We start from the raw sequence: 12,499 nt of genomic DNA, 5'->3' as shown, positions 1-12,499 counted from the left end.
AATCAAATTATTATATCATAACCGAGGCCAAAATCTGACAGTCAGGTAACACAAGCCGGCGGGCAACAGAGGCAGCGGCAGCTTCATCTTCCGTAAGCCCAAAAACAGTGGGGCCGCTGCCCGACATTAACACACCAAGGCACCCCGCAGCCAGCAACGCTTCTTTCACCTGCTGCAATTGGGGATGCCATTTTATGGTAACACTCTCCAGCACGTTGCACAGGTTAGCAGCCACCCGGCTCAAGTCTCCTTGGCGCAGGCTCTCTGCCATAGCTGCTGTGTCCGGCCGGCTACCCAGGGCGGCCAGGTTTAAATTTCTGTAAACCTCCGCTGTGCTGACTCCAAAGGGCGGCTTTACCAATACCACACCAAAACGCGGGGCGGGCGGCAACGGTGTCAGCAATTCGCCCACTCCCCTGGCAATGGCGGTGCCCCCCAACAGACAAAAGGGCACATCCGCCCCCAGCCGCACCGCCAGCCGGCTCAGTTGTTCATCCGTCAATCCCAGCTGCCATAGCCTGTTCAGTCCCCGCAGGGCGGCGGCCGCGTTGCTGGAACCGCCGGCCAGACCGGCGGCCACCGGTATTTCTTTATGCAGGCGGATCAGGGCTCCCGCCTGCTCGCCTGCGTACTGCCGCAGTAAGCGGGCCGCCTTAAAGACCAGGTTGTCTTCGCCTGCCGTTACGGGGACACCGGATACATCAAGCACTATTTCCCCCGGCCGGTAGGCAAACTCCAGGGTATCATGCAGCCCGATGCTCTGCATGATCATTTCTACCTGGTGATAGCCGTCCGGTCGGCGTCCCAGTACGTCCAACGTTAAGTTTATTTTGCCATGGGCATTCAGTCGCAGTCCCATGTTTCCCCTCCTATGCAGTAATAAAACTGCTATTCCCCACACAGGAAGCAAAAACCTTCTTTTGCCACAGGCAATTCTCCCATCCAAATTGCAGCGCTTTAATTTCTATTATTTACTATCACTGCCAAAAAAATACGAGCAGCCGCAACCACCGTCCATCATAATATAAAACATACGAAAGGAGGGGCTTTTATGAATGAAAGCAAAATGTACCGGGCAGGACTTACCCTGTTCATAGATCCCCAAACCAGGCGCTTGAGTGTTTATACCGGTGACCGCTTGACCAAAAGTTACCCGGTGGGGGTGGGAAAACCGGCCACTCCGACGCCTGCCGGCGATTTCAGGGTGATTAACAAAGTAACCAACCCGGGCGGTGTCCTGGGCAGCCGCTGGCTGGGGTTAAATATTCCCGGCGGCAATTACGGCATCCATGGCACCAACAACCCCGCCTCCATCGGCAACCTGGTTTCTCTTGGTTGTATTCGTATGCATAATCACCATGTAGAAGAACTTTTCCCCCAGGTACCGCTGGGGACACCGGTTCGCATTGCCGCCGTACCCGGTTATAACCGGCGGGAGAACCCCGCCGTCGCCCCTGACCCCGGCAGCGGCCTGCCGCTGGATCACCGCAGGCATGTGGTGCGTCCCGGCGATACCCTGTGGAAAATTGCCCGGCAATATAATGTGGCTTTGGATGTACTCCTGGCCGCCAACAGCCACCTGGCAAACCCGCATCTGTTGCAGGTGGGGCAAATTATTTATATTCCCGGCTAAACAAACCGGGATGATCAGCCGGTCATGCACCCGGCAAAGCCGCTGTGCGTGATTAACCGGCGGACAAGCCTTAACCAAAGATTTGAGTCTTTGTCAATAATTCATTTGTCCATTGTATACATACATTATTTTTTGAATTTTGCAGGAAAAAGATTGTCGCCATTGAATATAAATTTTAAAATAATTATTTTTAACTAAGGTAGGTGGTTTTATTTTGGATGCTTTTGCAGCTTTTGTCAGCAAGTTGAATTCATTTGTGTGGGGCCCTTACATGCTGGTGTTTTTGGTGGGCACCGGCATCTTCCTCACCCTGCGGCTGGGGTTCCTGCAGGTAAGAACCCTGCCCTATGCCCTGAAGCTGGCTTTTTCACCCCGCCAGCAAGACAAAAAATCCGAGGGTGACATTTCTCACTTCCACGCCTTAATGACCGCCCTGGCAGCTACCATTGGCACCGGTAATATTGCCGGCGTGGCTACGGCGGTATTTACCGGCGGGCCGGGGGCTGTTTTTTGGATGTGGGTAACCGCCTTTTTCGGTATGGCCACCAAATACGGTGAGGCCATCCTGGCTGTTAAATACCGTATTGTGGACGAAAAGGGGGAAATGGCCGGCGGCCCCATGTATTACATTGACCGGGGCTTGAAACTGAAATGGCTGGCCTGGGCCTTTGCCTTTTTTGGCGCCTTTGCTTCCTTTGGTATCGGCAATATGACTCAGACCAACTCGGTGGCCATGGCCATGAACGGCACCTTTGGCATCAGCCCCATCATTACCGGTATCATTCTTGCTATTTTAACCGGTGCCGTCATCCTGGGCGGCATTCAAAGCATCGGCCGGGTTACCGGCTTTGTGGTGCCTTTTATGGCTATCTTTTATGTATTGGGCGGCCTGGCTATTATTGTCCTGAACCTGGATAAATTAGGTCCCGCCCTCGCCCTTATTCTTAGCGATGCTTTTACCGGCCAGGCGGTTGCCGGCGGCGCCCTGGGTACGGTTATTCGCTACGGCGTAGCCCGCGGGGTTTTCTCCAACGAAGCCGGTTTGGGTTCTGCCCCCATTGCGGCAGCCGCTGCCAAAACCGACCACCCCGGTCGCCAGGCCCTGGTTTCCATGACCGGTACCTTTTTGGACACCATTGTGGTTTGTTCCATTACCGGCATTGTCTTAGCTATGGCCGGTCTCTATACCGGTGAAGCTTCGGGTGCTCAACTGACCATTGCTTCCTTTGAAGCTTTCCTGCCCGGCATGGGTAAATACATTGTCACAATCGGTCTTATCTTTTTTGCTTATTCCACTGTACTGGGCTGGTCCTATTACGGTGAAAAGTGCTTCCAGTACATCTTTAGCCGCAAGGCGGTTGTTTACTACCGTTACGCCTTTGTAATTGCCACTTTTATTGGCTGCACCCTGGAACTGGATCTGGTTTGGGATATTGCCGACACCTTAAACGGCGCCATGGCTATCCCCAACTTGATCGGCCTGCTGGGACTGTCGGGTGTTATTGTTTCGGAAACCAAGTCTTTCATGGAAATCAGAAAGCGTGAGAAACAAGCGGAACGCTCCGGTACTTCCATAGGAGCATAACTTTAATTTATCTTGGCAAAGTTTATTAAAAGCCAAACCCCCCTGCCTTATTGCAGGGGGTTTGGCTTTTTTAGTTTGTTTAATTGCAATTAAACAAACTATATTGTATAATAACCGCAACATTATTATGCAAGGGGATTACAAACTATGGGAACACTAGAACATGCCATGTATTCATTTATTGAAGATATGGGCCTGCTGTTTGAAAAATCCGGTGCCTCTAAGACTTTGGGCCGGGTTTTTGCCTATCTGTTGCTGGCTGAACAACCAAAAACGTTGGATGAAATTGCCGAAGATCTGTTGTTTAGCAAAGCCACCGCCTCCCTCACCATCCGCCAGGGTTTGCTGATTCAATTTATTGAAAAGGTAAGCCTGCCGGGCGAGAGAAAAACTTATTTCCGCGTCAATACCACCGCCTGGGTGAGGGCCATGTCTGCTAAACTGAAAGCACTTCATGAGTGGGAGGCTATCATTGCCCGGGGCCTTGGTATTTTGTCGACGGAAAATCAGCAAGCAGCCCAAAACCTGCTGGCCATGAAGGATTATTTTGATTTTATTAACTGGTATTTGTCAGACATCAATGAATATTACGAGCGCTGGCAAAAGGGCGAGTTTCGTACTACATAACCCGTCCGAAGGGGGACATAATGATGTCAAAGATGCCGCTGTTAAGATTGCAGCAAGTAAGCCGCCGGTTTGTCATGGGGGAAGTAACCGTTCAAGCTTTAAAAGAAACCTCCCTGGAAATTTATCCCGGTGAGTTGCTGGTAATTTTAGGCCCCAGCGGCTCAGGCAAAAGTACTTTATTAAATATCATCGGCGGCATGGATGCACCTTCTACGGGAGATTTGTTTTTTGCCGGTGAAAACCTGAGCCGGGCCAATGAAGCAAGGCTGACCCGCTACCGACGGGAGCAAGTAGGTTTTGTCTTTCAGTTTTATAATTTAATTTCTGATTTAACCGCCCGGGAAAACGTGGAACTGGCCGCCCACCTGGTGACTGACCCGCTGCCGGTGGATGAAGTATTAAGAGAGGTAGGTTTAATCAACCGGCAGCATCATTTTCCTTCTCAATTGAGCGGTGGCGAACAGCAGCGGGTGGCCATTGCCCGGGCAGCAGTAAAAAAGCCTCAATTATTGCTATGTGATGAACCCACCGGTGCTCTGGACCAACAAACCGGCCGGCGCATTCTGGATTTGCTGTCCCGGATTAACCGCCGGTATGGCAGCACGGTTGTTATTGTTACTCACAACACCGTCATCGGCCGGTTGGCCCAACGCACTGTGCGCATGGGCAGCGGCAGCATCCTGGAAATTGCCGTTAACCCCTCACCCCTCCCGCCGGAAAGGATTGATTGGTAGTGAGTGTACTAACCAAAAAGCTGCTGCGTACCATCCGGCATACCCGAGGGCCCTTTCTGGCGGTGGTGGCAGTGGTCATGGCCGGCATTTCCCTTTACATTGCCATGGCCACTTCATATTACAATCTTAGCCGTTCCCAGGCTGATTTTTACCGGACATACCTTTTTGCCGACTATTACTTTCATGTGGTTCAAGCCCCTGAACAAGTGGTTAAGCAAATTGCCGCTCTCCCCGGCGTGGCTAAAGCCACCGGCCGCTTGCAAAAAGACCTGCCTCTTTTAAGAGAAAATAACCGGCGGGCTACTGTGCGTTTAATCAGCTACCCCATCCCCATGACGGGTGAGGTTAACCAAGTGCAAGTGCTGACCGGTCGCCTTTTTAATAAATACTCCCAAGGCGGCAGCATGGAAATTTTAAACCGATCCCAGGTTTGCCCGGGTTAATCATCTGTCTGTTAACGATACTGTTAAAATTATTGCGGCTGGCCGGGTGGTTCCCCTGACCGTAGTGGGCACCGCCACCGGCCCGGAACTAATATATCCGATGCAAGACGCCGCCAGTCTGGTTACCGATCCGCAAAACTTCGGCATAATCATGATGTCTCACCATTCGGCCCAGCAAATTTTAAACCTGCCGGGCCAGATTAACCAGGTAGTAATTAAACTGGCGCCCGGCGCAGATGAAAAGAAGGTTAGACAGCAGGTTGAACACATTTTGCAGCCTTACGGCAATTTAGCCGCTTATCCCCGGCAACAGCAGTTAAGCCACGCGGTTTTGCAATCTAAACTGGATGGCCTGCGGGCTTCCTCACGTTTTCTGCCGGTCATCTTCCTGGGCATTGCAGCAGCCATTCAATTTATTGTATTGAGAAGGCTGATCAAATCTCAGCGCACGCAAATCGGGGTTATGAAAGCCCTGGGCTGCCGCAACGGTCAAATTATTGCCCACTATACGGCATATGCCTTAGCAGTGGCCCTGGCAGGTGCGCTGCTGGGCTGCCTGCTGGGTGTACTGCTGGCCTCGGTAATTTCTCAAACCTTTGCCAAATACTTTAACCTGCCTGCCGCCCTTGGCGGGGTTAACCAGCAGGCCATCTTGTACGGCTTTTGGCTCAGCCTGGCGACCGGTGGCTTGGCCGGCGTTACTGCTTCCCAAGACATCAGCAAAATACAGCCGGCCACAGCTATGCGGCCGGCACCGCCTCTGAAAGGCGGCCCCATCCTGCCGGAAAAGTGGCAATGGTTCTGGCGCCGACTGGATGCCGGCCGGAAAATGAGCTGGCGCACCACCCTGCGCCACCGGGGCCGTTTTGCCTTTACCCTGGCAGGCGTCATGCTGGCAGTGGGCATGCTGGTGGCAGCTCTCTTTACCCGGGATGCCGTTGACTACATGCTGAGAGAACATTTCCAACAGCAGCAGCGTTATAACTATTTGTTGCGTTTTTCCCACCCGGTGAAAGAAAGCGAACTGCTGGCTATCCGCCGTCTGGCGGGTGTGCAAAAGGTGGAGCCGTTGCTGGAACTACCTGTCAGGCTGCACCACCAAGGAAAATCTGAAGAAAATCTCCTGGTCGGGCTTCCCGCCGGAGTTACCTTGAAAAAATTGACTGAAGCGGCCGGCCAACCCATGCATCTACCTCCGGCAGGGCTTTTGGTTCATGCCAGAACGGCCCAAAAACTGGGCTTGCGGCCCGGCCACTGGGTGGTAGCGGAAATCATGGGAGAAAAAGGGTTATCACGCAAGGCTGCCTTAAAAGTAGCCGGTATCCACCACCAGATTATCGGCCAGGCATCCTATATCCGCCTGCCCCAGGCTAACCAATTGCTGGGAGAAAGTCACCTGGTATCGGGTGCTATGCTGTTGGTTGACCCTGGGCTAAGCGTTGAGCCGGAAAACCAACTTAACCGGCTGACAGGCGTGTCCTTTATCCTAAGTAAGCAAAAAGAGCTGGATTATTTTAAACAAAACCTGGACAGTTTGCTTTACACAGTTTCCCTCATGGTGTTGTTTGCTGCCCTGCTGGGGTTTGCCATTGTTTATAATACCGCGGTGATTAATTTTAATGAACGCAAGCGGGAACTGGCCAGCCTGCTGATGCTGGGCTTCACCGCCAGGGAGGTTGCCGGGCTGCTGCACCGGGTCACCATATTGCAAGCCTTGCCGGGCGTATTGTTAGGGCTGCCCTTGGGTTATTTCATGGCCCGGGGTTATGCGCAGGCTGTCAGCAGCGATCTCTTTAGCCTGCCTGCGGTTATTTACCCGGCTACTTATCTTTACGCTGCACTGGGAGGTATTTTGTTTATTGCTGCTGCGCATTTGCTTGCGGTACGGCAACTGCGGCAACTGGATTTCGCAGAGGTGCTGAAAAATAAAGATTAGGGGGGTTCCGGATGCGCCAAAAAAATATTTACCTGGCCGGCGGGCTGTTGATGCTGGCGGTATTTAGCCTGGTTAAACTTACCGGCAACAGTCCGGCACCGGAAACTGTAACAGTTAAAACCGGTACGATTGTGCAAACCGTGGAGGAATTTGGCATTGTACGGCCGGCGGTTAAACATGATCTGTATGCCAGCCAACCTGCCCGGGTGGTGCAGGTGCCGGTAAAAAACGGCCAGTCAGTTAGCCAAGGGCAAACCCTGGCAATCACGGAAAATCTTGATTTGGCCGTTCGGGAAATTTGTCGGTTTGCCGTTGATCCCTTTAACAGCGATACGCACCGGACCGGACGGCAGTAAGCAGGTTATGGAGGTGGTAAACGGCCGAACAACCTACCGGACCGTGCAAACCGGCCCCCAGGACAATGATCAGATAGCCATTATCGACGGGCTGTCCCCCGGCAGTGTGATTATTAGGGATGGCAGCCGGCAGCCGGCAGATTAATTTAAGATTATTTCTTCAGTAATAAAAATGCCCCGGCAGCCATAAGAAAAGTGCCGGCCAGGTGATACCAATTAAAGGGCATGCGGGCTACCCCAAAGAGACCCAGGTGATCGATGGCCGCAGCGGTTAACACTTGTCCCACAATAATGGCGGTGGTGGCCGGTGCAACACCCACCGCAGGAATACTGCGGGCCACCATATAAACAATTAAGACGCTTAAGATGCCCCCCAAATAAGTATACCAGGGGGCAGCCGCCCACTTTGCCAACTCGCAGGTGCCCAAGCGGCAAATGAAAACCAGTATGCCAACCGCCATCGTACCCACCACATGCACTATCAGGGTCGCTTCCCACAAACCGGCAATCCTGCCCAAGGCGGCATTTAAGGTCCCCTGCAGGGCCATGGTTAAGCCGGACGCAGCAGCGATAATAAGAGCTAACAACTTGTTGTCCATGCCATCCTCCAAGGAAAAAGCAGGCCTGCAGCCTGCTTCAGACTGTAGACAAAGGTGTAAAACAAAGTGAGGTGGTTTTATGATCCCCTGTCGGCGACTTGTCGAAGCACCGGTAACAGCACTTGATGAGCGAAAGGAGCCCATTGGGGTGGCGCCCACAGGACGTGGGCGCCAGCCGAACCGGCCAGGAGCGGCCGTTTGAGGCGACCCCAATGGCCACCGTAGCGAATCATCGTGGCTGTCGGTGCGCAAACCGGAGCCAAAGGGGATCATAAACCACCCATAATGTTTGTCGACACTCTGAAGCATTCCTGCCGCCTGCTTTACCGATGCCGGGCGTTAAACCAAAATGTCATGGCCCAGGGACCGCAATGTCCCCCGCAGGTAATCGGTGTGAATAACCCCCGGGTCAAAATCTACCGTCACAGTGGCATCCTGCAAATTCACAATCACCTTATCAACTCCGTCAATTTGCGAAAGATAAGTTTCAATTTCCTGCTTATCATGCCTGCCACCCTGCAACCCGCCAATTTTGAATGTTTCAGTCACAGTTTGCTGATGCCCTGACATAGGCTCGGTCAAAACGTTCACCTCCTGAGATATGTCTTATTTTTTACCGTAAACCGAGCCGTTATACACCAACAATCAACCCCTGCCGGGTTGCTGCCGTCCGACCGGGGCCGTAACTGCGATGGTTTGCACTTTTAAATACCCCCGGCTATTTTCAAAGACACATCCACCCTTACCATTCCTGCGCCGGTAAAGTTTTTGTACATCCCCTTTACCTTTTGGGCCCCGGCTAACAAACGACGGCGCAGGGAATCAATATCTTCCTCCGGGTATTTGGCCTTTAATAAAGCTGCTGCGCCGGTAATGTGGGCGGTAGCCATGGAACTGCCGTTCAGCCGCACATAACTGCCCCAGAGGTAGGTTGATACAATATTGCTGCCGGGTGCCAGCAGATCCACCTCCGGACCGCTGCTGCTAAAGCTCGCTAACTTGCCCCGGCTGTCCGCCGCGGCAACACTGAGGGTTTCATCAAACACCGACGGATAATCCACCGTATACGGGGCCCCGTCATTACCGGCTGCCGCCACAAGCAGCAGGCCCTGCCGGCGGGCTGACCGGACCGCTTCTTCGAGAGCCTGGCTGTACTTATCGGTGCCAAAACTCATATTGGCCACCTGTATGCGGTTGTTTAAACACCAGTGGATGGCCCGGATAGCATGCAAAACAGTCCCTTCGCCTTTTTGATCCAGCACCTTGACAGCATACAGGTTTGCCTCGGGTGCTACACCTACAATGCCTTTGCCAGTGTCGGCTGCGGCAATGATCCCCGCCACATGGGTGCCGTGACCGTTGTCGTCATGATAAGAAGCACCGGGGACAACCAAGTTTATCCCCCCCTTGAGATTGCCCCCCAGGTTTGGATGGCTGCCATCAATGCCGCTGTCAATCACTGCCACTTTTACTCCCTGACCCCGGGTTTCCGGCCAACAGGCAGGGGCCCCGATATAATGTACACCCCAGGGAATTAACTGGTCTTGCTCATAATGAAAAGGTTTAAACTTGGCCGGCGCCCAGGGCACCAAACGAATTTGACAGTTTTCTTCCACCGCTGCCACCATGCCGGCAGATCTCAGCTGTTCATCCGTTACCTCCTCCGGCAACAGGCAAGCAATGCCGTTAACAAGCGGCAGAACACTGATCTCCTGTGCTCCTGTTCGGTAAAGGAACTCTGTTTGAGACGGGGTCAGTTCACCACGATAAAGACGATGTTTGAACAGGATTATTCTTTGCCGTTTTTTTCTACCGACCATAGCTTCAACCCCTTTAGCCGGCACGTCCTCTACTCATCTTTGTTTTCCTCCGTCTTCACCGGTTTGCCGGCACTGTTGTTATCCACCTGGTCGCTGCTCAACAATCCCTGCAGGATATTGCCCAGGGGAGTTAAAATACTGGCTAAGTCAACCTCTTTTTCCTTATTGTGCCGGGCAGCACCCTGCCGCTCCTGGGCTTTTACCGTAGCTACAATAGAGTCAAACATAACACCCAGGCTGCCCGCCACAATATCCATCACTTTGCCGGTAACCTTGACCCCTTTAATGACCTTGCGTAAGGTTTCCTCCACCGAAACCTCCCGTTTGCTTGAAGTTTTGTGCTGGCCGGAAAGGTTTTCTATGATCTCGTTCAATTTATCCAGTTGTTCATTCAGTTGGTATTCTGCCTGGCGCTGCAGCTCAACCCGTGAAACAATGTCAACCAGTTTATCCATGTTTGCCAGCACACCGGAAACTTGATCCAGTTCACTGCTCTTTTGGGAGTGGATGCTCTCCAATCTGGTGACCAGCTGCTCTAAGTTACTGGCGAGCCGGTTGCTGGATCTTTCACCCACTGTGATCACTCCCTTCTAACAAGACCTCTAAGGACACATCTCCTGGCTGGAAGGGGCTACACGAGGGTGTAGCCCCTTCCCTCATAAAGGATAGCAAACTTTTGATTTAAGCCATTAGCACCAGCAAAAGCAGCAGCAGAAGATAGCCAAAGCCAGGAACAGGTAAAGACCCAGCAGGTGGACAGGCAGAATACCACAGAATACCAGAGCGATGCCGATGATAAAGAGTGCCAGCAGCAAGCAGCAGCAAAGGCCAAGATTTCCGCCGTAACCTCCGGAAACTTTTTCCTTAATGCCTTCCAGTACGTTAGACATCTAAATTCCTCCTTATGTTTAAATCTGTGAACGATATCCCGGGACCGTTCTTACATTAAATTATGAGAAAAGGGGACTTTGTGTTACATTCCAATCAGACAAATTTTGCATGACAAAGTAAAAAAGGGCAGCCATCAGGCTGCCCTTTTCGGACTATAGACAAAGGCTGTGAAACAAAGTGAGGTGGTTTTATGATCCCCTGTCGGCGACTTGTCGAAGCACCGGTAACAGCACTTGATGAGCGAAGGAGCCATTGGGGTGGCGCCCACAGGACGTGGGCGCCAGCCGAACCGGGCCAGGATGGCCCGTTTGAGGCGACCCCAATGGCGACCGTAGCGAATCATAGTGCTGTCGGTGCGTAGACCGGAGCCAAAGGGGATCATAAACCACCGATAATGTTTGTCGACACTCTGAAAAGGACTGCCCCCGGGCTGCCCTTTTTTACATCATGGTTTTTTAAAAAATGCCTGGCAAATTAGCTATATTAAGCCCCGTGGCTTTGCTGAACTCGTCCCGGGCTTTGGTTTTGCTGGCCTGTTGGGCCTGCCGGTAAGCTTCCGCCAGCATTTGGCCCAATTCTTCCGGAGCCGTGGCATTAATGCGGTCAGGATCAAAACGGACAGCTAAAACCTGCTGCTGACCGTTCATGATAACCCTTACCAGCCCGTCTCCCGCTGTTGCCTCCACCGTCAGCTCCTTTAATTGTTGTTGCAACCCCTGCAACTGGCCAAGTATTTTCGACATGTTGCCGAACACAAACTCATCCTCCTTAAACTTTAAACATATTCATAAAATTGGACAGGTTAATGCCTGTCATTTTGGCTACCTGTTCCTGCACCTTGCTTCTGCTTGCCTGCTGGGCCAGGTTAATAGCTTCCGCCACTTTATCTTCTAACTCCTGGACATCCTGTTGCATAAGCCGGGGCGCAATTTGTACCTTTAATAAATTTTGCACACCGTTCATTAAAACCGTAACATCCCCGTCACCTACGGTTATTTCCACCTGTATTTCCTTTAAGGACTCCTGCATATTTTGTACCTGCGACAACATGCCGCCCAGATTACCAAACAAACCTAACCAACCTCCTTAAAACGATGATGTGGGAGCGCCCAGCCGAGGATCCCACTTCAAAATACCCCGGTGAGGTAAAGCCTGCTCCTTCCTGGTATTATCCTGGCCTTGGGAGGGCTTTTCGGCCGGCGTATCCTTTGGCTGCTCTTTTTTCTCTTCCCGTTCCTTTACCCGCTGGCCCTCCGGCGGCCGCTTAGGCCCCAACAAGTTGGCCAGCAGCGCCATTAAGGCAGCCGGGTTAGCGGCGCCGGCAGCGGGGCCGCCCAGCATGCCGGCCAGCGCGGCCAGCATGGCCGGATCAAGGCCTGGTTTGCCGCCCATCTCGCCGGTTGCTTCTGCCCCCCTGGGCGGGCCCAGCAGTCCGGCCAGAGAAGCCAACAGCGACGGGTCAATTCCCCCCGGGCTGCCGGCGGCCGCCGCAGCCCCCTGAGGCGGCATGGCCCCGCCCAGCAGCCCGGCCAGCTGGGCGGCCATCTCCCGGGTTCCTGATACCTGTTGTTTTTCCGGCAAAATACGGTTCAGGCAGTTGACAATACCCAGCAGATTCATTAAGGCCAGCATAATCATTGTAGTATGGTGGTCTGCCCCATGCTGGGCTTGCAAATGCAGCAGCTTAAACATGGCTTCGTCCAGGCCCTGGCTAATGGTGTCGGACGGCTGGGTTGGCAGTTCTCTGCCCTGCTGCAACTGTTTTTCTTCCCTATCGTTAGCCATTCTTTCCCCTCCTTATGTCAAAAAAAACTAACACTATAATATATGTGGCGCAGTCCTGCTTCGTGTTTATCAGACAATCTCTGTAGCCTG

18 protein-coding genes are annotated in these 12,499 nt (G+C 52.7%); 8 read left to right on the top strand and 10 right to left on the bottom strand.

Annotation, left to right across the window (positions count from 1 at the left end; translation table 11 throughout):
* Positions 1-10: 10 nt before the first annotated feature.
* A complete protein-coding gene (gene ispE, locus DESHY_RS08925) occupies positions 11-859 on the bottom strand; it encodes a 4-(cytidine 5'-diphospho)-2-C-methyl-D-erythritol kinase (protein ID WP_008412111.1) in 849 nt (282 codons plus the stop codon).
* Positions 860-1,051: 192 nt separating this feature from the next.
* Here ispE and DESHY_RS08920 point away from each other — a divergent pair, with 192 nt between their 5' ends.
* From DESHY_RS08920 to DESHY_RS14735, 8 genes are all read left to right on the top strand, one after another.
* Positions 1,052-1,633, top strand: a complete 582-nt coding sequence (locus tag DESHY_RS08920; RefSeq protein WP_008412109.1) for a L,D-transpeptidase family protein — start codon at positions 1,052-1,054, stop codon at positions 1,631-1,633.
* Positions 1,634-1,847: 214 nt separating this feature from the next.
* The gene (locus DESHY_RS08915) at positions 1,848-3,218 is read left to right on the top strand and encodes an alanine/glycine:cation symporter family protein (protein WP_008412107.1); all 1,371 of its coding nucleotides are present in this window, start codon (positions 1,848-1,850) and stop codon (positions 3,216-3,218) included.
* A 147-nt stretch (positions 3,219-3,365) separates the two neighbouring features.
* On the top strand, positions 3,366-3,845 hold the full coding sequence (locus DESHY_RS08910; RefSeq protein ID WP_008412104.1) for a GbsR/MarR family transcriptional regulator: 480 nt from the start codon (positions 3,366-3,368) through the stop codon (positions 3,843-3,845).
* Between the two features lie 23 nt (positions 3,846-3,868).
* The gene (locus DESHY_RS08905; protein WP_048818018.1) at positions 3,869-4,579 is read left to right on the top strand and encodes an ABC transporter ATP-binding protein; all 711 of its coding nucleotides are present in this window, start codon (positions 3,869-3,871) and stop codon (positions 4,577-4,579) included.
* Positions 4,579-5,022: a hypothetical protein gene (locus DESHY_RS14620; protein ID WP_008412100.1), complete on the top strand. Its 444-nt coding sequence runs from the start codon at positions 4,579-4,581 to the stop codon at positions 5,020-5,022. The genes DESHY_RS08905 and DESHY_RS14620 overlap by 1 nt, the downstream gene beginning before the upstream one ends.
* Positions 5,023-5,068: 46 nt before the next feature.
* Entirely contained in the window at positions 5,069-6,958 is a 1,890-nt protein-coding gene (locus DESHY_RS08900) for an ABC transporter permease (RefSeq protein WP_008412098.1), read from the top strand.
* A gap of 11 nt (positions 6,959-6,969) precedes the next feature.
* The gene (locus tag DESHY_RS08895) at positions 6,970-7,314 is read left to right on the top strand and encodes a biotin/lipoyl-binding protein (RefSeq protein ID WP_008412097.1); all 345 of its coding nucleotides are present in this window, start codon (positions 6,970-6,972) and stop codon (positions 7,312-7,314) included.
* A gap of 13 nt (positions 7,315-7,327) precedes the next feature.
* Positions 7,328-7,459: a hypothetical protein gene (locus tag DESHY_RS14735; RefSeq protein WP_274377194.1), complete on the top strand. Its 132-nt coding sequence runs from the start codon at positions 7,328-7,330 to the stop codon at positions 7,457-7,459.
* 7 nt (positions 7,460-7,466) lie between these two features.
* On the opposite strand, the gene DESHY_RS08890 is transcribed toward DESHY_RS14735, so the two are convergent.
* The 9 genes from DESHY_RS08890 to DESHY_RS08855 all read right to left on the bottom strand — a co-directional run bounded on the left by DESHY_RS08890 (position 7,467) and on the right by DESHY_RS08855 (position 12,409).
* Positions 7,467-7,913, bottom strand: a complete 447-nt coding sequence (locus tag DESHY_RS08890; RefSeq protein ID WP_008412095.1) for a DMT family transporter — start codon at positions 7,911-7,913, stop codon at positions 7,467-7,469.
* A gap of 339 nt (positions 7,914-8,252) precedes the next feature.
* Complete coding sequence (locus tag DESHY_RS08885; RefSeq protein ID WP_420795116.1) at positions 8,253-8,504, bottom strand: heavy-metal-associated domain-containing protein; 252 nt, start codon at positions 8,502-8,504, stop codon at positions 8,253-8,255.
* Positions 8,505-8,617: 113 nt separating this feature from the next.
* A complete protein-coding gene (locus tag DESHY_RS08880) occupies positions 8,618-9,733 on the bottom strand; it encodes a S8 family peptidase (protein ID WP_048818043.1) in 1,116 nt (371 codons plus the stop codon).
* Between the two features lie 29 nt (positions 9,734-9,762).
* Positions 9,763-10,308: a hypothetical protein gene (locus tag DESHY_RS08875; protein WP_008412092.1), complete on the bottom strand. Its 546-nt coding sequence runs from the start codon at positions 10,306-10,308 to the stop codon at positions 9,763-9,765.
* Positions 10,309-10,422: 114 nt separating this feature from the next.
* Entirely contained in the window at positions 10,423-10,623 is a 201-nt protein-coding gene (locus tag DESHY_RS08870) for a hypothetical protein (RefSeq protein ID WP_048818017.1), read from the bottom strand.
* Positions 10,624-10,757: 134 nt separating this feature from the next.
* Complete coding sequence (locus DESHY_RS13670) at positions 10,758-11,006, bottom strand: hypothetical protein (protein WP_235695549.1); 249 nt, start codon at positions 11,004-11,006, stop codon at positions 10,758-10,760.
* A gap of 73 nt (positions 11,007-11,079) precedes the next feature.
* The gene (locus DESHY_RS08865) at positions 11,080-11,379 is read right to left on the bottom strand and encodes a YbaB/EbfC family nucleoid-associated protein (protein WP_008412091.1); all 300 of its coding nucleotides are present in this window, start codon (positions 11,377-11,379) and stop codon (positions 11,080-11,082) included.
* 13 nt (positions 11,380-11,392) lie between these two features.
* Complete coding sequence (locus DESHY_RS08860) at positions 11,393-11,695, bottom strand: YbaB/EbfC family nucleoid-associated protein (protein WP_008412090.1); 303 nt, start codon at positions 11,693-11,695, stop codon at positions 11,393-11,395.
* A gap of 15 nt (positions 11,696-11,710) precedes the next feature.
* A complete protein-coding gene (locus DESHY_RS08855; protein ID WP_008412088.1) occupies positions 11,711-12,409 on the bottom strand; it encodes a hypothetical protein in 699 nt (232 codons plus the stop codon).
* Between the last annotated feature and the right edge of the window lie 90 nt (positions 12,410-12,499).

Source organism: Desulforamulus hydrothermalis Lam5 = DSM 18033, assembly GCF_000315365.1.
Taxonomy (GTDB): Bacteria; Bacillota; Desulfotomaculia; order Desulfotomaculales; family Desulfotomaculaceae; genus Desulfotomaculum; species Desulfotomaculum hydrothermale.
The sequence above is the reverse complement of the archived record's forward strand: the minus strand, read 5'-3'. Positions and strand labels throughout refer to the sequence as shown.